Origin of the sequence: Falsiphaeobacter marinintestinus (assembly GCF_007923355.1) — a bacterium.
Taxonomy (GTDB): domain Bacteria; phylum Pseudomonadota; class Alphaproteobacteria; order Rhodobacterales; family Rhodobacteraceae; genus Phaeobacter_A; species Phaeobacter_A marinintestinus.
In genome coordinates this window covers 20,137-39,661 of sequence record NZ_VOGO01000001.1, presented here as the reverse complement: position 1 = coordinate 39,661, position 19,525 = coordinate 20,137, and the positions used below count along the sequence as shown (strand labels likewise).

22 protein-coding genes and 1 pseudogene are annotated in these 19,525 nt (G+C 58.4%); 20 read left to right on the top strand and 3 right to left on the bottom strand.

The window, feature by feature from the left end; all coding sequences use genetic code 11:
• Positions 1-33 precede the first annotated feature (33 nt).
• The 19 genes and pseudogenes from FOY56_RS00205 to FOY56_RS23835 all read left to right on the top strand — a co-directional run bounded on the left by FOY56_RS00205 (position 34) and on the right by FOY56_RS23835 (position 17,957).
• Positions 34-1,059 (top strand): TRAP transporter substrate-binding protein, encoded by a 1,026-nt coding sequence (locus FOY56_RS00205; RefSeq protein ID WP_146343775.1) that lies wholly within the window; start codon positions 34-36, stop codon positions 1,057-1,059.
• A 107-nt stretch (positions 1,060-1,166) separates the two neighbouring features.
• Positions 1,167-2,069, top strand: a complete 903-nt coding sequence (locus FOY56_RS00200) for a TRAP transporter small permease subunit (RefSeq protein ID WP_146343774.1) — start codon at positions 1,167-1,169, stop codon at positions 2,067-2,069.
• Positions 2,069-3,694 (top strand): TRAP transporter large permease, encoded by a 1,626-nt coding sequence (locus tag FOY56_RS00195; protein WP_146343773.1) that lies wholly within the window; start codon positions 2,069-2,071, stop codon positions 3,692-3,694. The genes FOY56_RS00200 and FOY56_RS00195 overlap by 1 nt, the downstream gene beginning before the upstream one ends.
• Positions 3,695-3,703: 9 nt before the next feature.
• The gene (locus tag FOY56_RS00190; RefSeq protein ID WP_146343772.1) at positions 3,704-4,651 is read left to right on the top strand and encodes a phytanoyl-CoA dioxygenase family protein; all 948 of its coding nucleotides are present in this window, start codon (positions 3,704-3,706) and stop codon (positions 4,649-4,651) included.
• Between the two features lie 206 nt (positions 4,652-4,857).
• Entirely contained in the window at positions 4,858-7,152 is a 2,295-nt protein-coding gene (locus FOY56_RS00185; RefSeq protein WP_146343771.1) for a bifunctional salicylyl-CoA 5-hydroxylase/oxidoreductase, read from the top strand.
• Positions 7,149-7,907 (top strand): SDR family NAD(P)-dependent oxidoreductase, encoded by a 759-nt coding sequence (locus FOY56_RS00180; RefSeq protein ID WP_146343770.1) that lies wholly within the window; start codon positions 7,149-7,151, stop codon positions 7,905-7,907. The genes FOY56_RS00185 and FOY56_RS00180 overlap by 4 nt, the downstream gene beginning before the upstream one ends.
• On the top strand, positions 7,904-8,380 hold the full coding sequence (locus tag FOY56_RS00175; protein WP_146343769.1) for a MarR family winged helix-turn-helix transcriptional regulator: 477 nt from the start codon (positions 7,904-7,906) through the stop codon (positions 8,378-8,380). Before FOY56_RS00180 ends, FOY56_RS00175 begins: the two co-directional genes overlap by 4 nt.
• 2 nt (positions 8,381-8,382) lie before the next feature.
• A complete protein-coding gene (locus FOY56_RS00170; RefSeq protein ID WP_146343768.1) occupies positions 8,383-9,183 on the top strand; it encodes an enoyl-CoA hydratase family protein in 801 nt (266 codons plus the stop codon).
• Between the two features lie 86 nt (positions 9,184-9,269).
• Positions 9,270-10,433, top strand: coding sequence for an acyl-CoA dehydrogenase family protein (locus FOY56_RS00165; protein ID WP_146343767.1), 1,164 nt, complete (start codon positions 9,270-9,272; stop codon positions 10,431-10,433).
• 2 nt (positions 10,434-10,435) lie between these two features.
• Positions 10,436-12,055 (top strand): AMP-binding protein, encoded by a 1,620-nt coding sequence (locus FOY56_RS00160; RefSeq protein WP_146343766.1) that lies wholly within the window; start codon positions 10,436-10,438, stop codon positions 12,053-12,055.
• Positions 12,052-12,891 (top strand): tryptophan 2,3-dioxygenase, encoded by an 840-nt coding sequence (locus tag FOY56_RS00155; protein WP_146343765.1) that lies wholly within the window; start codon positions 12,052-12,054, stop codon positions 12,889-12,891. The genes FOY56_RS00160 and FOY56_RS00155 overlap by 4 nt, the downstream gene beginning before the upstream one ends.
• A gap of 2 nt (positions 12,892-12,893) precedes the next feature.
• The gene (kynU, locus tag FOY56_RS00150; protein ID WP_146343764.1) at positions 12,894-14,087 is read left to right on the top strand and encodes a kynureninase; all 1,194 of its coding nucleotides are present in this window, start codon (positions 12,894-12,896) and stop codon (positions 14,085-14,087) included.
• Between the two features lie 47 nt (positions 14,088-14,134).
• A complete protein-coding gene (locus tag FOY56_RS00145) occupies positions 14,135-14,536 on the top strand; it encodes a RidA family protein (protein ID WP_146343763.1) in 402 nt (133 codons plus the stop codon).
• A gap of 98 nt (positions 14,537-14,634) precedes the next feature.
• A complete protein-coding gene (locus FOY56_RS00140) occupies positions 14,635-15,399 on the top strand; it encodes an SDR family NAD(P)-dependent oxidoreductase (protein ID WP_146343762.1) in 765 nt (254 codons plus the stop codon).
• A gap of 3 nt (positions 15,400-15,402) precedes the next feature.
• Complete coding sequence (locus tag FOY56_RS00135; protein WP_146343761.1) at positions 15,403-16,302, top strand: 2-dehydro-3-deoxygalactonokinase; 900 nt, start codon at positions 15,403-15,405, stop codon at positions 16,300-16,302.
• The gene (locus FOY56_RS00130; protein ID WP_146343760.1) at positions 16,299-16,904 is read left to right on the top strand and encodes a 2-dehydro-3-deoxy-6-phosphogalactonate aldolase; all 606 of its coding nucleotides are present in this window, start codon (positions 16,299-16,301) and stop codon (positions 16,902-16,904) included. Before FOY56_RS00135 ends, FOY56_RS00130 begins: the two co-directional genes overlap by 4 nt.
• A gap of 204 nt (positions 16,905-17,108) precedes the next feature.
• Positions 17,109-17,408 (top strand): annotated as a pseudogene (locus FOY56_RS00125) (trimethylamine methyltransferase family protein); the annotation flags it as partial.
• Positions 17,409-17,460: 52 nt separating this feature from the next.
• Complete coding sequence (locus FOY56_RS23840) at positions 17,461-17,661, top strand: hypothetical protein (RefSeq protein WP_246139375.1); 201 nt, start codon at positions 17,461-17,463, stop codon at positions 17,659-17,661.
• A 26-nt stretch (positions 17,662-17,687) separates the two neighbouring features.
• A complete protein-coding gene (locus tag FOY56_RS23835) occupies positions 17,688-17,957 on the top strand; it encodes an IS110 family transposase (RefSeq protein ID WP_246139374.1) in 270 nt (89 codons plus the stop codon).
• Here the strand turns inward: FOY56_RS23835 and FOY56_RS23830 are convergent.
• Positions 17,950-18,177 carry a hypothetical protein gene (locus tag FOY56_RS23830; protein WP_246139410.1) on the bottom strand — a complete coding sequence of 76 codons (228 nt, stop codon included), beginning with the start codon at positions 18,175-18,177 and terminating at the stop codon, positions 17,950-17,952. The genes FOY56_RS23835 and FOY56_RS23830 overlap by 8 nt on opposite strands.
• On the opposite strand from FOY56_RS23830, the gene FOY56_RS23825 reads away from it, so the two are divergent.
• Positions 18,133-18,231 carry a hypothetical protein gene (locus FOY56_RS23825; protein WP_246139404.1) on the top strand — a complete coding sequence of 33 codons (99 nt, stop codon included), beginning with the start codon at positions 18,133-18,135 and terminating at the stop codon, positions 18,229-18,231. The genes FOY56_RS23830 and FOY56_RS23825 overlap by 45 nt on opposite strands.
• 482 nt (positions 18,232-18,713) lie before the next feature.
• On the opposite strand, the gene FOY56_RS00115 is transcribed toward FOY56_RS23825, so the two are convergent.
• Positions 18,714-18,992, bottom strand: coding sequence for a beta/alpha barrel domain-containing protein (locus FOY56_RS00115; RefSeq protein WP_222434948.1), 279 nt, complete (start codon positions 18,990-18,992; stop codon positions 18,714-18,716).
• Positions 18,993-19,073: 81 nt separating this feature from the next.
• A complete protein-coding gene (locus FOY56_RS00110; RefSeq protein ID WP_246139373.1) occupies positions 19,074-19,493 on the bottom strand; it encodes an Lrp/AsnC family transcriptional regulator in 420 nt (139 codons plus the stop codon).
• Positions 19,494-19,525 lie beyond the last annotated feature (32 nt).

Sequence of the window (19,525 nt, the reverse complement as noted above, 5' to 3'; positions counted from 1 at the left end):
CGACCACAGGCTAATAATATAGGGAGGAACCAAATGAAGATGATGAAGAAGCTTTCCATGGCGGCCTCGGCCACAGCGCTTGCGCTGGCCACAACGCTGCCCGCCGCAGCCCAGACGACCTCGCTGCGTATTCAGACGCATTATGCGCCTGAAACCGTATCGGGTAAGCTGGCACAGGGTTACATTGACGATATCACGGCGATGTCGAATGGCGAAATTCAGGTCGAGATGTTCTGGAGCTCGTCGGTTGTGAAATCGGTCGAGACGTTCGACGCGGCCGCGTCCGGCATTCTGGACTGCGACTTTACCGGCGGTGGCTACCAAACCGGTAAAAACCCGGCGTTCCAGTTCGTTGGCGATATCATGGGCGGGTATGCGACCCCCTACCAGCAGCTGTCGTGGCTGTATTACGGTGGCGGGCGTGAAGCCGCAAAACCACTGTACAACAAGTACGGCATGGAGCTGATCGGCTGGTGGATTTATGGACAGGAAAGCTTTGCTTCGTCCAAGCCAATCGAGAAGGTTGCAGACTTCAAAGACTGGAAATTCCGTTCGCCCCCGGGCATGGAAACAAAGATCTTTGAAAAGCTGGGCGCATCGCCAATCGTGATGGATTTCACCGAGATCTTTACCGCGCTGGAAACCGGCATCATCGATGGTGCTGACGCATCCGGCCTGGCCAATAACGTTGGTCTGGGTCTGTATGACATCGTCAAATACGCCAACTTCCCCGGCTTCCACTCGATGCCGTCTGACCACCTTGCCTGTAACCTTGAGGTCTTCAACGCGATGCCTGCGCATCATCAGCGGATCATGAAGGTTGGCTTCGAGGCGCTGGCTCTGCGCACGGCTCTGACCTTTGAAAAGGCCAATGCTGAAGCGGCTGCCATGCTGCGTGAGCAGGGCGTGACCCTGTCTCAGTGGGCACCTGAAGAACTGGCCAAGTTCCGTGCCGCAGCCCAGGCCACATGGCCCGAGTTTGCGACCACGCCGGAAGCAAAAGCGCTTGTCGAGTCACACATGGCTTACCTGACGCAGCTGGGTCTCGTCTCAAATTAATCTTCGAGATGTAAGCAAAAGGGCCCCGCATCAAGCGGGGCCCGATCAATTTAAGACATACAGGCTAGGCGCATGGGCGAGATGATGTCTCGGCGCTGGGGGAGCACATGCAGGAAAAATCCGGAAGCTTTATTGAATGGATCATGCCACTTCTGTTCATTCTATGCGCTGGTTGGATCATTTGGCATTTGCCAGCTTTCACACTGGATTGGTTTCCGCCCGATGCCAGCCAGGTCGACAACTTGCGCGGACTGCATCACCGTAACGATGTAACGCCCGGTATGCCCGGTCCCTTTGGCGGTGAAGCAGACTGGATCGACTATTTGGCCGCGACCGGGATGATCGTTTTCATGATCCTTGGCGTTCTGACAGTGCGGCGCGCGCCGATGGAGTTCGATGGGGAAAGCACCCTAGACCGTGTGGCGCTGTTTGTCGGCCGGATCACCATGATGCTGATTGTCCTGCTGACAACGGTCATGCTGTACGAAGTGATCCTGCGATATGCCTTCGAAGCGCCGACGCTTTGGGCGAACGAGTTATCACTGTGGCTTGCTGGTTTTGTGTTTCTCTGCGCCGGGCTTTACGCCATGCAGCAACGCAGCCACATCCGCATCTTCCTGTTGTATGACATGATGCCACGCTTCTGGCAGCGGGTCTGCGACGTGATTTCAACGTCTTTGATCGTGGTTTTCGCCTTTGCCCTTGTCTATGGCGGCTATGGCGAAGCGTTTTCGAAAATGCACCGATGGGAGACGTTTGGCACCGCCTTTGATCCGCCGATCCCGGCGACGCTGAAACCGATGGTTCTGCTGATCGTCACGCTTGTTGCCATTCAGTCCATACTCAACCTGATCAACGACTGGAACGCCGAGCCGGTGATACATACCGCAGCCGATGACATCGACGAAGATGAATTGGCGCGTCTGCGCGCCGCAGTCGGGGCAGAAGGCACCGGAGACCTGGATGTTACCCGAGGCGCCATTCAAGGCAGCCAGACGAGGCATAAATAATGGATATCGGCACGATCTCAATTGTCCTTCTTATGGGACTTCTCATTCTATTGGCCATCGGTATGCCCTTGGGCATGGCGTCGGCCTTCCTGGCCGTCCTTGTGCTTGTCATGAAGTTCGAGCCTCAGCTTATGACCGCCCCCTGGACATTTGGCGAAGGCATTCTGACCGGAAGACCCGGATCGGGGCCCTTAAACATTCTGGCGCAGAAGATATACGGGCTCTTAACGGACTATGTTCTCATATCCATTCCGCTGTTCATCTTCATGGCGGCCCTGCTGGAACGGTCCGGCATCGCCAAGGACATGTATTCTTCGCTGAACGTCTGGCTCAGCGGGACACGCGGTGGCATCGCCATTGTGACCTCGATCATGGCTGTGATCATGGCGGCGATGTCCGGCATCATTGGGGGCGAGGTCGTGCTGCTGGGCCTGATCGCTTTGCCACAGATGCTGAGGCTGGGGTATAATCAAAATCTTGCCATCGGGACGATCTGCGCCAGCGGATCGCTTGGCACTATGATCCCTCCCTCGATCGTTTTGATTATCTATGGGCTGATCACGGAAACCTCGATCAAGGCTTTGTTCACAGGAGCTTTCGTTCCGGGGTTCATGCTGGCGAGCTTCTTCATCGTTTACATCATTATCCGCACGCAATTGCGCCCCGAAGACGCTCCTCTGCCCGAGCCGGTTCCGGGGGAACCTGTGGGCCGGGCAAAGCTGGCCCTGTTCGGAGCGTTCCTTAACATCCTGGTCGCGGGCTTCTGTTCGATCCTGTTCCTGCGCGCGTTGTTCTTTACAATGATGGGTCAGAACACATACGTCGAAGGTGAAGACGCGATCCGTTGGGGCACGCCGGGCGATGTGCCCTGGTTTGCTGGTATCGTCGTGATCTCGGTGCTGTTGGCGCTGTTTGCCTTTGGCCGTGAACGGTCGGCTTTGGGCTGGTCGATGGGCAAGGGGCTTGTCGCCCCCATCGTTGTCATCGGCGTTGTTCTGGGGTCGATCTATGGCGGTATCACCGGCATCACCGAAGCCGCCGGCATGGGGGCGATCAGCGTTCTGATCCTTGCCATTTTCCGCGGAGAAGCCTCGTTCGATCTGGTTTGGGACAGCTTGATGCGGACGCTGAAATCAACCGGTACGATCATTTGGGTGACCATCGGTGCAGCAGCGCTGGCCGGGGCCTATACCATCGCTGGCGGTCCGACTTATGTGGCCAATATGATCATTGGTGCAGATCTGCCGACGATGGGCATCTTGCTGGTGATGATGCTGATCCTGCTGTTCATGGGCGCTTTCATGGATTGGGTGGGCATCGTTTTGCTGATCATCCCTGTGTTTCTGCCCATTGTGCAGCGCTTGCCGATTGAAGAGATTGGTTTCATCGGGATTTTGGATGCTAAGTACCTGTCTGTCTGGTTCGGAGTTTTGTTCTGTATGAACATGCAGGTCAGTTTCCTGTCACCTCCGTTTGGACCGGCAGCGTTCTATCTGAAATCCGTGGCGCCGCCGCATATCTCGCTGACCGACATCTTCCGTGGTTTCCTGCCTTTCATCGGGATTCAGGTGTTTGCGATCACTATCTTGCTGGTCTGGCCGTCAATTGTGACCGTGCTGCTTTAAGGGGCGATCATGCTGTCTGCGTCGCAAGTCGAAGCCTTCCGGACGCAAGGGTATCTTGTCGTTCCGGAGGCTGTCGACGCGGCGACATTGCAGGCGGTGCACGACGAATACAGCGATGCCTTGCGCCGGCTTTATGACGATTGGCACGCGGCTGGTCTGGTCGCAGATCCGCCGGATGGGCTGTCGTTCTTTGAGATGCTGGATCACGTGCGGGCAGCGGGTCTGGAGTGGTTTCAACCGCTTGATATCTCGTTGCCGCACGCGGATATCACGGAAGATACGCCATTTCATTTCGGTCCGGCCGTATTCGGGCTGCTCACCCATCCCAACGTGCTGGATGTCGCCGAAAGCCTTCTGGGGGGCGAACTGACCTCAAACCCGATCCAGCACGTACGTATCAAGCCACCGCAAAACGAAGTGCCCGAGGGTGAACTACGCGCGCATATCACAACGACTGACTGGCATCAGGATCGCGGGGTTGGCCATGAAGAGGCGGATGACACCGACATTCTGACGGTGTGGATCGCGATCACGGATGCGACGGTTGAAAACGGGTGCTTACAGGTCATCCCAAATCCACCGGCCCAGATGTATCCACATTGCCCCAAGACCCAGACGGCGATTGCAGATCCCTTCATCGAGCAGGACCGCGCAGTTCCTATCGAGGTCAAGGCCGGAAGCCTTGTTCTGATCGATCCGCTGACGCCGCATTGCGCGGGGCCCAACACGTCGGACGGCTATCGCTGGTCTTTCGACATTCGGTTCAACGTATCCGGGCAACCGACAGGTCGCTCGCATTTTCCCGACTTCGTTGCCCGGTCGCGTGTGGCGCCGGATACTGAACTGCATGACTGGCGGGCGTGGAAAAAGCAGTGGGAAGAAGCGCGGTATGCTGCGGCCCACTCCAAGCATATCCCACAACATCGCTGGCAGTCTGACAGCCCGCATTGCGCCTGACCGTGCTGTGGCAACGGCCTGAACCGTTGACTTGAAACACTGCAAAACCCGGCGCCAGATCTGGCGCCGGGTTTTTTTTGTGATCGGCGGAGAACTAAAACTAATTCATGCATCGATATTTTAAACTTGAAGCAAATAGGCGACTCACCTAGGCTGATCCGTGTTCGGTTGGCCATTTTGGGTCTGTCGTCGAAAGGAAGTGAACCATGCGTGTTGCGTGTTTGGGTGGCGGGCCTGCGGGGCTCTATTTTGCAATCTCAATGAAGCTGCGGGACCCGTCCCATGACGTGGTTGTTTTCGAGCGCAACAAGGCCAACGACACATTCGGCTGGGGTGTGGTGCTGTCCGATGATGCGCTTGAAAATCTGGAAGAAAACGACCCCAAAAGCGCCAAGGCAATTCGCGATCACTTTGCTTATTGGGATGACATTGCCGTCATTCATGACGGTGTGCGCACGGTGTCTGGTGGACATGGGTTTGCCGGGATCGGTCGGCGGCAGATGCTGAGCTTGCTGCAAGAACGCGCGCTGGAACTGGGTGTGGAATTGCGGTTTGAAGCCGAGTTCGACACCGCAGAGACCTTTAAGGACGACTATGATCTTGTGGTGGCCTGCGATGGGATCAATTCGCGCACGCGGTCGGTTTTTGCCGATCAGTTCAAGCCGGATGTCGACGTGCGCGAATGTAAGTTCATCTGGCTTGGCACACATCAGAAATTCAATGATGCATTCACGTTTATCTTCGAAAAGACACCGCACGGCTGGATGTGGGCGCATGTTTATCAGTTCGATGACCAGACAGCGACCTTCATCGTCGAATGCCAGCAAGACACCTGGGACAACTGGGGGTTTGCGGATATGTCCAAAGAGGACATTGTCGAAACCTGTCGCAAGGTGTTCGAGGCCCATCTGGGCGGGCATGATCTGATGTCAAACGCCGACCACCTGCGTGGCTCGGCGGTCTGGATGAACTTCCCGCGCGTGATCTGTGAAAACTGGCACCACGACAACGTGGTTCTGATGGGCGATGCCGCAGCCACCGGGCATTTTTCGATTGGGTCAGGATCGCGTCTGGCGTTTGACAGCGCGATCACGCTGGCCAGCTATTTGCATTCGGAACCAACGATGCAAGCCGCGTTTGAGCGCTATCAGGAAGAACGCCGACTGGAAGTGTTGCGTTTGCAATCGGCGGCACGCAATTCGCTTGAATGGTTTGAGCAGGTCGAACGATACCTCGACCTTGATCCGGTGCAGTTCAATTACTCCTTGCTGACCCGGTCGCAGCGGATCAGTCACGAAAACCTGCGGTTGCGCGATCCGGATTGGCTGGAGTCAGCCGAGAAATGGTTCCAGACGCAATCTGGCGTGTCCAGCGATGCGCCCGTGCGGGTACCGATGTTTGCGCCCTATACTTTGCGCGATCTTGAGCTGAAGAACCGTTTGGTGGTGTCGCCTATGGCACAGTACAAAGCCGTCGATGGCTGTCCGACCGATTGGCATCTGATCCATTATGGCGAGCGCGCCAAAGGCGGGGCCGGGCTGGTCTACACCGAGATGACTTGCGTGTCGCCCGAAGGGCGGATCACGCCGGGGTGTCCGGGCCTTTATACGCCCGAGCATGAAACAGCATGGGCGCGGCTGACGTCGTTCGTTCATGCCGAAACGCAGGCTGCGATCTGTTGCCAGATCGGGCATTCGGGCCGCAAAGGGTCGACCAACCTGGGTTGGGAAGGCATGGACCAGCCGCTGGCAGACGGAAACTGGGATCTGATCTCGGCGTCGGACATTCCATGGTCCGCGACCAACGCCACGCCAAAGGCCGCCAGCCGGGACGACATGGATCGGATAAAAGCTCAGTTTGTGGCAGCCACTGAAATGGCCGAACGGGCCGGGTTCGACATGGTCGAACTGCACGCCGCCCATGGCTATCTGATCTCGTCCTTTATCTCTCCGCTGTCGAACCAGCGCGTGGATGACTATGGCGGCAGTCTGGAAAACCGACTGCGGTATCCGTTGGAAGTGTTCCGCGCCATGCGTGCCGTCTGGCCCGAAGGCAAGCCGATGTCGGTGCGGATTTCGGCCAATGACTGGGTCGCGGAAAATGGTGTCACACCGGAAGAGGCGGTCGAGATCGCCAAAGCGTTCAGCGCCGCAGGCGCGGACATCATTGATGTTTCTGCGGGTCAGACCTCGACCCAGGGCAAGCCGGTTTATGGCAGGATGTTCCAGACGCCGTTTTCGGACCGGATCCGTAACGAGGCCGGGATCAGCACCATGGCCGTTGGCAATATCTATGAAGCTGACCATGCCAATTCGATCCTGATGGCTGGCCGGGCCGATCTGGTCGCCATCGGTCGCCCGCATCTGGCCGATCCGTACTGGACGCTGCACGAAGCGGCCAAAATTGGCGACCGGCACGCGGTATGGCCGCTGCCATATGAGGCAGGTCGCGATCAGGCCTGGCGTCTTGCGGATCGGGATGCAGAGATGATCCGGGTATGAGCATCGAGGGAAAACACGCCATCGTCACGGGCGGCGGCACTGGCGTCGGGGCCGAGATTGCCCAGCAACTGGCGCATGCCGGGGCCAAAGTCACTGTCATGGGACGGCGCGAAGGGCCGTTGCGCGAGGTTGCAAAACAGCACAAGTTCATTGGTTGGGTGACGTGTGATGTTACGGATGACGTCGCCGTCAAAGCGGCGTTCCGGCAGGCGCGCGGGCTGAACGGCCCGGTCGAGATCGTTGTCGCCAATGCGGGGGCAGCCGACAGCGTGCCCTTTGCAAAGATGTCATCGGACATGCTGCAATCCATGCTGTCGGTGAACCTGATAGGGGTGGCCAATGTCTGGCAGGCAGCCTTGCCGGACATGAAGTCCGCTGGGTGGGGGCGGATGATCGCCATTGCATCGACCGCCGGGTTGAAGGGGTATTCCTATGTCTCGGCCTATTGCGCCGCCAAGCACGGCGTTGTCGGGCTCACCAAGGCATTGGCGCTGGAACTGGCGAGCAGTGGGGTCACGGTCAACGCGATCTGTCCGGGGTTCATCGACACGCCGATGTTGGACCGCTCGATCGTGAACATCATCGAAAAAACCGGGATGAGCGATGACAAGGCGCGCGCCTCACTGGTCGCGGGCAACCCGCAGAAACGGTTTATCCAGACCGACGAAGTGGCCGGAACTGCTGTTTGGCTGTGCTCGGACGCGGCACGATCGGTAAATGGGCATGCGTTGTCGCTATCGGGGGGAGAGATATGACTGCGAACCCACTGAGCGAACCGGAATCCGAGCCGATTTCGAAGGAACGGCTGCGGCTGTGGTTGAAACTGCTCAAGGCCAGCAGCATGGTCGAGGACGAGGTGCGCCGCCGCCTGCGTCAGAACTGCAATTGGACCTTGCCACGGTTTGACGTGATGTCGGCTTTATCCCGCGCGCCTGACGGTCTGAAGATGAGCGAAATCTCAAAAATGCTGCGCGTGTCGAATGGCAACATTACAGGCATCGTCGACAAACTGGCCGAAGAAGGTCTGGCACTGCGTGTGGCCGTGCCAGGGGATCGGCGTGCCAACCGCGTCCGGTTGACGCCAAAGGGCCAGGCGCTGTTCGACGACCACGCAACGGCCCACGAGGCCTGGATTGACGAAATACTGGGCGGGCTGAATGCCGATGATATCGATGGGATGATCCTGCGTTTGGACCATCTTACGGCCGCCTTGGAAGAACAGGAGTAGATATGCGACAGGACGTGACCCATTTCAGCTGCCGGATTGAGGATGGCATTGCCACTGTGTCTCTGGACCGGCCCGAACGGAAAAACCCGCTGACCTTTGACAGCTACGCCGAGTTGCGCGACTGGTTTCGCGATCTTCATTACGATGATGATGTGAAGGTCGTGGTCTTTGCGCCCAATGGCGGCAACTTCAGTTCCGGCGGGGACGTGCATGACATCATCGGGCCGCTGACCAAAATGAACATGAAAGAGTTGCTGGCGTTCACCCGGATGACCGGCGATCTGGTCAAGGCGATGATTGGCTGCGGTAAACCGATTATTGCCGCCGTGGACGGGATCTGTGCCGGAGCCGGGGCGATTATCGCGATGGCGTCGGACCTGCGGGTGGCGACACCCGGCGCCAAGACCGCATTTCTGTTCAACCGCGTCGGGCTGGCCGGGTGCGATATGGGCGCCTGCGCGATCCTGCCGAGGATCATCGGGCAAGGCCGCGCGGCAGAGCTGTTGTATCTGGGCCGGGCGATGACGGCCGAAGAAGGCCTGAACTGGGGGTTCTTCAACCGGGTGGTCGAGGCGGACGATTTGATGGGAACTGCGCAGGACATGGCGCGCCGCATCGCTGCCGGGCCGGGCTTTGCCAACATGATGACCAAGACGATGCTGGCGCAGGAATGGTCGATGGGGCTGGATCAGGCCATCGAGGCCGAAGCGCAGGCACAGGCGATTTGCATGCAGGGGCAGGATTTCCATCGTGCCTACCACGCGTTTGTCGCCAAAGAGAAACCGGTGTTTGAAGGCGACTGACAGAATGAAGGGGGCGCTGCCCCCGCCGCGCTGTGCGCGACTCCCCCAAGGTATTTGAAACAAGAAAGAAGCGGAAATGGTGCGACATGGCTGACAAGAGTTTTCTGACATGGCCCTTCTTTGAAGAGCGGCATCGCGACTTGGCGGCAAGACTGGATGAGTGGGCCGGGGCGTATCTGGGTGCGGTGGATCATTCGGATACCGATGCGGCTTGCCGACAGATCGTGGCAATGCTGGGAGAGGCCGGGTTTCTGTTGCATTCGGCAGTTGACCCTGTGACTGGCGCAGGGCTGGATGTGCGATCTTTGTGCCTGATCCGCGAAACCCTGGCGCGACATGACGGTCTGGCAGATTTTGCCTTTGCGATGCAGGGGTTGGGCACCGGTGCGATTTCGTTGTTTGGCAGCGCGGCGCAAAAGTCGGAATGGCTGACGCGGACCCGTGCGGGTGACGCGATTTCGGCTTTCGCGTTGACCGAACCCCAATCCGGGTCGGACGTTGCAAATTCGACGATGACCGCGACGCGAGATGGTGATTTTTGGGTTTTGAACGGTGAAAAGACCTGGATTTCGAATGGTGGGATTGCCGATGTTTATACGGTGTTTGCGCGCACTGGCGAAGCGCCCGGGGCCAAAGGGTTGTCGGCGTTCATTGTGCCCGCCGGGGTGTCAGGGTTTGAGGTCACCGAGCGTTTGAATGTGATTGCACCGCACCCGCTGGCGACGTTGCGGTTTAGTGAGTGTCGGATTCCGGCCAGTGCCATGATCGGAGAGCCGGGGCAGGGGTTCCGGATTGCGATGTCGGTTCTGGATGTGTTCCGCTCAACCGTCGCGGCGGCGGCGTTGGGATTTGCGCGCCGCGCATTGGATGAGGCGTTGGAGCGGGTGACGACGCGCCATGTTCAGGGCGCACCGCTGTTTGATTTGCAGATGGTGCAGGGGCATATCGCCGATATGGCGCTGGATGTGGATGCGGCCGCTTTGCTGGTGTACCGCGCGGCCTGGACCAAGGACAGCGGCGCACCGCGCGTCACACGCGAAGCGGCAATGGCCAAGCTGTTTGCCACCGATCAGGCGCAGGTCGTCATCGATAAGGCCGTACAGTTACATGGTGGCGACGGCGTGAAATCGGGTGAGACCGTCGAAAAGCTGTATCGCGAAATCAGAGCCTTGCGGATTTACGAAGGGGCATCCGACGTGCAGCGCGTTGTCATTGCCCGTCAGGCTCTTTCCACGCATCAGGGAGGCTGAGCATGTTGCAACCCTCTGCCCACACCGACACGTTTACCCGCGATAACCTGCCCGCTTTTGACAGCTGGCCTGACCTGCTGCTGGGCGGGTTCGATTATCCTGATCGGTTGAACGCCGGTGTCGCGCTGACCGATGCCATGGTCGCGCAGGGGTTTGGCGACCGCACAGCGCTGATCGGCAATGGGCGTAGGCGCACCTACAAGGAATTGGCGGACTGGACCAACAGGCTGGCGCATGTGCTTGTCGATGATCTGGGGGTGCGGCCCGGCAACCGGGTGCTGATCCGGTCGGCCAACAATCCGGCGATGGTGGCCTGCTGGTTGGCGGCCACCAAGGCGGGGGCGGTTGTGGTCAACACGATGCCGATGCTGCGGGCGGGCGAGCTGGCAAAATATGTCGAAAAGGCCGAAATCACCCACGCTCTGTGCGACACGCGGTTGATGGACGAAATGACCGCCTGCGCGAAGATGAGTGATCATTTGAACACCGTTGTCGGCTTTGACGGAACTGCCAATCACGACGCCGAACTTGACCGGCTGGCACTGGAAAAACCGGTGGGTTTCGAGGCGGTCGAGACCAGCCAGGATGACGTGGCCCTGATTGGGTTCACATCAGGGTCCACCGGTAACCCCAAGGCAACACTGCATTTTCACCGCGATCTTTTGATCGTCGCCGATGGCTATGCCCGCGAAGTGCTGAAGGTTCAACCGGATGACATCTTTGTTGGATCACCACCCTTGGCCTTTACCTTTGGGCTGGGCGGGCTGGCGATCTTTCCCTTGCGGTTCGGCGCGGCGGCGACGTTGCTTGAGGCCGCGACTCCGCCCAACATGATCGAGATCATCGAGAAGTATAAGGCCACCGTCTGCTTTACGGCTCCGACTGCGTATCGCGCGATGTTGCGGGCGATGGATGAGGGCGCGGATTTGTCCTCGCTCAGGGCGGCCGTGTCGGCGGGGGAGACCTTGCCAGCGCCAGTGTACGATGAATGGAAGGCCAAGACCGGCAAGCCGATGCTGGACGGGATCGGTGCGACCGAGATGCTGCATATCTTTATCACCAACAGGTTCGAAGATCACAAACCCGCTTGCACAGGCAAACCCGTGGTGGGGTATCAGGCGCGGGTGATTGGCCCGGATGGGGCAGAGGTTGCGCCGGGCGAGGTCGGGCAACTGGCGGTGCGTGGCCCAACCGGGTGTCGGTATCTGCGCGGCGAACGGCAGGACGAGTATGTTCGCGACGGGTGGAACATCACGGGGGATGCCTTCGTCATGGACGGTGACGGGTATTTCCGCTTTGCCGCCCGCAGCGACGATATGATCATCTCGGCCGGGTACAACATTGCCGGTCCCGAAGTCGAAGCGGCGTTGTTGGCGCATGACGCGGTGGCTGAATGCGCCGTGATCGGGGTGCCCGATGACGACCGCGGGCAAATTGTCGAAGCGCATGTGGTGTTAGGGGGCGACGAAGCCCCAAGCAAGGCGCTTGTCAAACTGCTGCAGGACCATGTGAAGGCGATGATTGCGCCCTATAAATATCCGCGTTCGATCATCTTTGCCAAAGCCTTGCCCAAAACCGAGAGCGGCAAGATTCAGCGCTTTAGACTGAGGGATGCGGAATGAGCAGCCAGCCCTATGACCCGGGTAATGAAGGCGCCAAAATGGGCTTTGCCGATGCAATGTCCTATGGGGATTACCTGAAGCTGGATACCTTGCTCGATCAGCAACATCCCCACAGCACGGCCCCAGACGAAATGCTGTTCATCATCCAACACCAGACCAGTGAGCTGTGGATGAAGCTGGCTATTCACGAAATGAGCCAGGCCCGGGATGCGCTGATTGCCGGTGACACGTCGCAGATGTTCAAGATGCTTGCCCGGGTGAGCCGGATTTTTGAACAGCTGAACAACGCGTGGGATGTACTGCGCACCATGACACCCGCTGATTACACGACATTTCGCGAAGCGCTCGGGCCGTCTTCCGGATTTCAGTCCTATCAGTACCGGATGATTGAATACGTGCTGGGCAATCGCAATCCGAATATGCTGAAGCCACATGAACACGTGCCGGATGTCCATAAGTTGCTGTCAGATGAACTGGCGCGGCCCAGTTTTTATGATGAGGTCGTGCGCCTGTTGTTTCGTACCGTCGATGGGCATGAGGACCACGTGCCAGCGCCGCAGTTGATGTCGCCGCATGCGGCGGTGCCCGAGATCCAGGCGCGGTGGAAAACGGTTTACGAGAACGTCGACACCTTTTGGACAATGTACGATTTGGCCGAAAAACTGGTCGATCTGGAAGACTATTTTCGCCGGTGGCGGTTTAACCACGTGACGACAGTCGAGCGGGTGATCGGGTTCAAACGTGGAACCGGCGGCACATCGGGGGTTCAGTATCTGCGCAAGATGCTGAGCGTCGAATTGTTTCCAGAACTTTGGCATTTGCGCGGAGAGTTGTGACTATGACGGCAAGTGTGTTTCGCAAGGACCGGTTCGAACTGCCCGATGGGGTGATATACCTTGACGGCAATTCCCTTGGGCCATTGCCCAAGGGTGCAGTTGACCGGGTGGCGTCAACGATGCAGGGCGAATGGGGCGCGGACCTGATCCGGGCCTGGAACACGGCTGGCTGGATGTCGATGCCGCAACAGATCGGCGACCGGATCGGTGGTTTGATCGGGGCACCCGCCGGGTCGGTTGCAACTGGCGATACTCTGTCAATCAAAGTTTATCAGGCGCTGGCGGCTGCTTTGAAGCTGCGGCCCGGACGAAAGGTTATTTTGTCCGATAATGGCAACTTTCCGTCCGATTTGTACATGGCGCAGGGGCTGATCGGCACCATCGACAAAGACTATGACCTGCACACGCCTGCGCCCGAAGATGTGGCCGAGGCAATCACTGACGAGGTCGCCGTGGTGATGCTGACCCATGTCGATTATCGCACCGGGCGGATGCATGACATGCAGGCGATCACGCGCCGGGCGCATGCCGCCGGGGCCGTGATGATCTGGGATCTTGCGCATAGTGCCGGGGCGGTTCCTGTCGATCTGACCGCAAGCCAGACAGAGTTCGCAGTGGGCTGTACATACAAGTATCTGAATGGCGGCCCCGGTGCGCCTGCGTTCATCTATGCGCGACCTGATCTGATCCTGGATGTGCAGCCGGCGTTGTCGGGGTGGTTGGGCCATGATGCGCCGTTTGCCATGGAGACCGGATATCGCCCGGCCATGTCGACCGAACGGTTGCGGGTTGGAACGCCGCCGATCCTGCAGTTGTCGGTTCTGGATGTCGCCCTTGATGTCTGGGACGGTGTCGACATGGCCGACCTGCGCACCGCGTCCATTGGGTTGTCGGATCTGTTCATTGCCGAGGTCGAAGCCCGTTGCCCGGATCTGCTTCTTGCTTCACCGCGGGATGCAAACCAGCGTGGCTCTCAGGTGTCTTTTGCGTTCCAGCATGGCTATGCCGTTATACAGGCCCTCAGTGACCGGGACGTGATCGGCGACTTCCGCGCACCTGATATCATGCGGTTTGGCTTTACACCGCTATACTTGGACGAAGACGATGTGCGCCGGGCTGCCGAGGTTATAGGCGAGGTCATAAATCAAGACTTGTGGCGCGACCCAAAGTATCAGGTCGTGTCCTGGGTCACCTGATCGGGCAGCACTGCGACACGGATCACGACAAAGGAGGAGAGGGCAGAATGAAACCAGAAGTTATCCATCCCGAAGGATGGGCTCCGGCCCTTGGGTACGCCAACGGCATGCTGATGCCGGATGGAACGTTGCATGTCGGAGGTCAGATCGGCTGGACCAAGGACAAAGTGTTTGTGTCGCATGATTTCATCGGCCAGATGGAGCAGGCGCTGAGCAATATTGCCGACATCGTGCGCGCGGCTGGTGGGGATGTGTCAGATGTTGGTCGTCTGACGTGGTTCATTAAGGACAAGGCCGAATATCTGGCCCGTCAGCGCGAGGTCGGCCAAGTTTATCGCAAGGTGTTTGGTCGACATTTCCCGGCCATGTCGATGATCGTGATCAGCGACTTGATCGAAGATGACGCGCTTCTTGAAATCGAGGCGACGGCCTTTATTGCCAAAGGGTAATGGCAAGGGGGACCTCTTCCGGCCTGAAGGCCGTTTTGCTGTCTGGTACTGACGTGCGAAGCTGCCCATAAAGAGCGTGTCATGAGGAGGGACCATCAATGGAAAGTCATGCCAGTTTTCGCGACCTTGCGGGACAGTCTGTTTTTATCACGGGTGGTGGGTCCGGAATTGGAGCGGCCCTGACAGATGGGTTCCTGTCGCAGGGTGCGCGCGTCGGGTTCATTGGACGATCGGACGCCGGTGATTTCGTCGCCGAAATGGCAGCCAAACATGGTCAGGCTCCGTTGTTTGTTCAGGGCGACATCGCGGATGTCAGTCAGCTTCGCGCGGCCATGCAGAACGTTGCCCGCACACATGGCCCAATCGATATTCTGGTCAACAATGCCGCTAATGACGAACGCCATTCGTTGGACGAGGTGACCGAAGAGTATTGGGATCGGATGATGGCGGTGAACCTGAAGGCGTATTTCTTTGCCTGTCAGGAAGCCGCCCGTCAGATGACGGATGGCGGGGCGATCATCAATTTCAGTTCGATCAGTTATATCATGGGCAATGCTGGATACCCGGCTTACACCTCGGCAAATGCCGCCATTACAGGGATGACCCGCAGTCTGGCACGCGAGCTGGGGCCGCGCGGGATTCGCGTCAATGCGCTGGCTCCGGGCTGGGTGTTGACCCAGAAGCAGCTGGACCTGTGGGCCACCCCGGAAGATCTGGCCGGACATCTGGAGCGCCAGTGTCTGAAAGAGCATCTGGCGCCTGCGGATATTGTCGAGCCAGTGTTGTTTCTTGCGTCCAACACCAGCCGGATGATGACGGGTCAGTGCATGGCCGTCGATGGCGGCGTTGTGGTGTCGGGGTAAGGGATGACTGTGAACGCTGAATGGATCTCCGTTGACTGGGGCACCTCGCATCTGCGGGCCTGGGCGATGGATGGGACCGAGGTTGTAGCCCGCGCAACCTCGGACAACGGTATGGGCCAATTGAGTAAGGACGATTTTGAACCTGCCCTTGTGGAACTGGTGGGCGACTGGTGCGGGTCTGCTCCGGTTGACGTCGTCGCTTGTGGCATGGTGGGCGCGCGACAAGGCTGGTTCGAAGTGCCATATGCGGCGGTGCCAACGACGCCGATGCCCAAGACACCGATGCGGATTCCGGACACGACGGATCGATTCAGGGTGTTTGTCGTTCCGGGTCTGAAACAGGCAAAGCCGGCAGATGTCATGCGCGGCGAAGAAACCCAGATCGCCGGGTTTCTGTCGTTAAATCCGGGCTGGGATGGCGTGATCTGCCTGCCGGGCACCCACACGAAATGGGCGCATATCAGCGCGGATGAGGTAGTTAGCTTTCAAACCTTCATGACCGGGGAACTTTTCAATTTGTTGTCGACCGCATCCGTGCTGCGCCACTCAATCGGCGATGGCTGGGATCAGGACGCATTTGCAGAGGCTATGGATGAGACCCTATCGCGGCCTGAAAGGCTGGCAGCCCGGTTGTTCGGGCTGCGGGCGGGGGACTTGCTGGACGGGCAGGACCCGGACCGCGCCCGTGCCCGCCTGTCGGGGATGCTGATCGGAACAGAACTGGCCGCAGCGCGCCCTTATTGGCTGGGGCAGCAGGTTGCCGTGATCGGGGCAGACGCGTTGGCGGGCATCTATGTCCAGGCTCTGGCCCGCCAGGGCGTACCGGCGCAAGCGCTGAGTGGGACAGAGATGACGCTGGCGGGCCTTATCGCCGCCCGCATGACATTGGAGACACAGACATGAGCCGCGCCATTATCGCGATACTAAGGGGCATCAGCCCGGACGAGGCGGTTTCGATCGCAACAGCTCTGGTCGCCGCTGGGATCGAACGGATCGAAGTTCCACTGAATTCGCCCAACCCAATCGACAGTATTCGCGCTATGGCCAATGCGCTGGGCGACAGGGCTTTGATTGGCGCAGGAACGGTACTTGAAACAGCACAGGTCGATGCGGTTGCGGCCGCTGGGGGCAGGCTGATCGTTTCCCCGAATTGCGATCCGATCGTGATCTCACATACCTGCCATTTGGGCCTGCAAAGCTGGCCCGGCATTTTCACCCCGACCGAAGCCTTTGCCGCGCTGCGGGCCGGGGCGTCCGGATTGAAGCTGTTTCCGGGCACTCTGGCCGGACCTGATGGGTTAAAAGCGTTGAGAGCGGTCTTGCCGCAAGGCACGCAAGTGTTTGCGGTTGGCGGGGCAGGGCCCGAGAATTTCGCCGACTGGCTGCAGGCCAGCGCGGACGGCTTTGGCATCGGGTCAGCGCTTTACACGCCGGGTATGGCCGTGGACGAGGTTGCCCGTCGGGCAAACGCCATTGTCGAGGCCTTTGATCGGGCGATGGGCTGACGGCCACTGGCAGTGCACGTATCGTCGCAACTTGTCAGGCCCGTTCCGTGAGCCCGAATTGCTGACAAACGGCTGTACTGTCGATTCCGGGAGAAACGCTTCGCAGTGTTGATTGCCGAACTGCAAAGATTGACCTCACTATGAGCTGACGAGCAGGCTTGGGAGAGTGCGGATGGATTTGGCAGCGGAACGCATCGGGCGAAATCTGACGCAAGAATGCTGTCGAAGTTGAAAAACAACCTGCCGATTTGCGGGCCGATGGATGACGAACAGATCGTCGGGATCGATGCGGCTTCGATGAGTATCCTCGAATACGTCGGCGTGATCTTTCGCGACCCCATTGCGCCAGCCGACCGGAAACGGGTCGGGGCCGATGTACCGGGTGACCATGTGCATCTAAATCGGGCTTTGGTACGCGATCTGATCACGACCATTTCTGCCGAGTTCACCTATCATGCCTGCAACCCGGCCCAGAGCATGCGTAACTGGGCTAACCCTGAATGAAGTAATGCTCCCGATCGGATCGCAGGAAATCTGTAAGCAAGGGAGAAAGACGATGGATTATTTTGCCGGACTGGATGTGTCGCTGCGGTCGTACGTGCTATGCGTTTTGGAAACCAAGGGCGCGATCATTCTCGAGCGCGAGTTGGCATGTGATGTTGATGAGATCAAAAATTGCTTGAAAGGCTTCGCTCAACCGGTTGTTCGGATCGGTATTGAAGCGGGCACGAAGAGCCACATCTTTTCTATGGATTGACCAACGACAGTTTCGACGTTGTCTGTATGGAAGCCCGACAAGTCAGCGCCGCACTGTCGGCGGTGCGCAACAAGACAGATAAGAACGATGCCCGAGGGATTGCGCAGATTTTACTGACAGGTTGGTTCAGCCCGGTTCATATGAAGAGCCGTGAAGCCCACAACATACGCGCTTTGTTGAACTGCCGAAAAGCCCTGCTCCACAAAACCATTGATCTGGCAAACAAGGTTCGCGGGCTGTTAAAGATCTTCGGACTGCGCCTTCTAAAAAACTGTCCAGCATGGCAGCTTAAATGACCTCGTGGGCCCTTTGATCGCAGCCGATAAGGTATTGTCTCAGGCAACTCTGCCGCTGCAGGACGCGCGCTTTGCGGTTTACCAAAACTATCTCGCGCTGGAGCAGCGGGTCAAACGCGCGGCCCGCAATGATGAAGTCTGCCTGCGGATGATGACTGTTCCGGGCGTTGGCCCGATTGCGGCACTTACTTTCAAAGCCGCCATTGATGATCTTGCTCACTTCAAAAGTTCCCGAACCGTTGGTGCGCACTCTGGCCTTTCATCTCGACGGTAGCAATCAGGCGAGCACGATGACCCAGGTAGCATATCCCGAGCGGGAGACCGCGATGCCCGTGCGATCCGCTATGCAGCAGCCAATTCATTACTGATGCGCACAAGGGCTAGATCACAAATCAAGTCATGGGGAATGCGTTTGATGCGAACAAAAGGCAGACGCCGTGCGGTCGTCGCCGTCGTACGAAAGCTTGCGGTCCTACTGCATCGCCTGTGGACTGGTGGCACTGAATTCCGTCCCGAGAAGGTGGAGGGCGTGGCATAATATAACTACCCAACGCCCAACCTGAACGGGTCGTCCATCACCGGACGAGGTTTGTGGAAGAAGCCGAATATGGTTGCTGCGCAACGAAAAGCGCGTCCCAAAGCGAGGCTCTCCACAACCGATCCGAAATATGCGTGCGGCACTGGCATCAGACAGCAGGATTAGACCGGCGGCAATGGTGTTGTATTCTTCGGGTGTCAGAAGGTCGCTCATGCCAGTTACTCGGCTTCGATGTGGGAAATGGTGACTTTCAGCAGCCGAACCACTTGCTCGAGCTGCCGTTTGTCATCGCTGTTCAGCGTTTTTAAGGTCGGGCGGGGTGGTCCAGGGTGCAAACCGTCCATTTCGCAGCCATGCTTGACCCATTGGATATACTTGGTGCCTTGTTCCAGCACGCGCATCAGGGGCATCAGCGCTGCCATGATCTGGAGACCTTTGTCGAAATTGCCGTCGACCTCATATTTTTCGAAAGCGTTCAGTGCGCAGGTCGGCGTCACGCCGCGCGGTCATCGTGGCGTGTTTCACTGAGGGCACGGATTGAAGAAGTAACCCTTTGATCGTTCGTACTTTTTCTGGTGTCAGACCGAGCTCAGCAGGATCGAAGTTTCGCTGTTCGTGATTCCGTCGACGCCGCGCACCTGTCGCAGGACGCGGTCGAAATCGGTCAGGCTTTCGGCACTTAGTTGCGCGACGAGGTCCCATTTTCCGTTGGTCGAATGCAATTGCCGCAACTCTGGCAGGCCGCGCAATTTGCGGATCACGGCTGTGGTGGACTGGCCCGATACTTCGATCATCATGATCGCATGCACCCCGTCCGGCCCGTGATCCTGACGGGCGCGGATGGTGAAACCCAGAACCGCGCCACTGTCCAGCAACCGATCCAGACGGCTTTGCACAGTGGCGCGCGACACACCTAGGATCGACGCAAGCTTTGAGATCGGGGCGCGGCCATCTTCGCGCAGAATACCAATCAGTTTCTGGTCGAGATCGTCAAACATCTGCATAGCACTTTAGTAAGTCAGGCTTATCA

Coding starts and splice junctions, on each gene's coding strand:
- FOY56_RS00145 (WP_146343763.1), top strand. CDS start 14,135: ATGAAACCAGAAGTTATCCATCCCGAAGGATGGGCTCCGGCCCTTGGG.
- FOY56_RS00185 (WP_146343771.1), top strand. CDS start 4,858: ATGCGTGTTGCGTGTTTGGGTGGCGGGCCTGCGGGGCTCTATTTTGCA.
- FOY56_RS00200 (WP_146343774.1), top strand. CDS start 1,167: ATGCAGGAAAAATCCGGAAGCTTTATTGAATGGATCATGCCACTTCTG.
- FOY56_RS00180 (WP_146343770.1), top strand. CDS start 7,149: ATGAGCATCGAGGGAAAACACGCCATCGTCACGGGCGGCGGCACTGGC.
- FOY56_RS00205 (WP_146343775.1), top strand. CDS start 34: ATGAAGATGATGAAGAAGCTTTCCATGGCGGCCTCGGCCACAGCGCTT.
- FOY56_RS00110 (WP_246139373.1), bottom strand. CDS start 19,493: ATGTTTGACGATCTCGACCAGAAACTGATTGGTATTCTGCGCGAAGAT.
- FOY56_RS23835 (WP_246139374.1), top strand. CDS start 17,688: ATGGAAGCCCGACAAGTCAGCGCCGCACTGTCGGCGGTGCGCAACAAG.
- FOY56_RS00140 (WP_146343762.1), top strand. CDS start 14,635: ATGGAAAGTCATGCCAGTTTTCGCGACCTTGCGGGACAGTCTGTTTTT.
- kynU (WP_146343764.1), top strand. CDS start 12,894: ATGACGGCAAGTGTGTTTCGCAAGGACCGGTTCGAACTGCCCGATGGG.
- FOY56_RS00130 (WP_146343760.1), top strand. CDS start 16,299: ATGAGCCGCGCCATTATCGCGATACTAAGGGGCATCAGCCCGGACGAG.
- FOY56_RS00170 (WP_146343768.1), top strand. CDS start 8,383: ATGCGACAGGACGTGACCCATTTCAGCTGCCGGATTGAGGATGGCATT.
- FOY56_RS00135 (WP_146343761.1), top strand. CDS start 15,403: ATGACTGTGAACGCTGAATGGATCTCCGTTGACTGGGGCACCTCGCAT.
- FOY56_RS00165 (WP_146343767.1), top strand. CDS start 9,270: ATGGCTGACAAGAGTTTTCTGACATGGCCCTTCTTTGAAGAGCGGCAT.
- FOY56_RS00195 (WP_146343773.1), top strand. CDS start 2,069: ATGGATATCGGCACGATCTCAATTGTCCTTCTTATGGGACTTCTCATT.
- FOY56_RS00175 (WP_146343769.1), top strand. CDS start 7,904: ATGACTGCGAACCCACTGAGCGAACCGGAATCCGAGCCGATTTCGAAG.
- FOY56_RS00155 (WP_146343765.1), top strand. CDS start 12,052: ATGAGCAGCCAGCCCTATGACCCGGGTAATGAAGGCGCCAAAATGGGC.
- FOY56_RS23840 (WP_246139375.1), top strand. CDS start 17,461: ATGGATTATTTTGCCGGACTGGATGTGTCGCTGCGGTCGTACGTGCTA.
- FOY56_RS00190 (WP_146343772.1), top strand. CDS start 3,704: ATGCTGTCTGCGTCGCAAGTCGAAGCCTTCCGGACGCAAGGGTATCTT.
- FOY56_RS00160 (WP_146343766.1), top strand. CDS start 10,436: ATGTTGCAACCCTCTGCCCACACCGACACGTTTACCCGCGATAACCTG.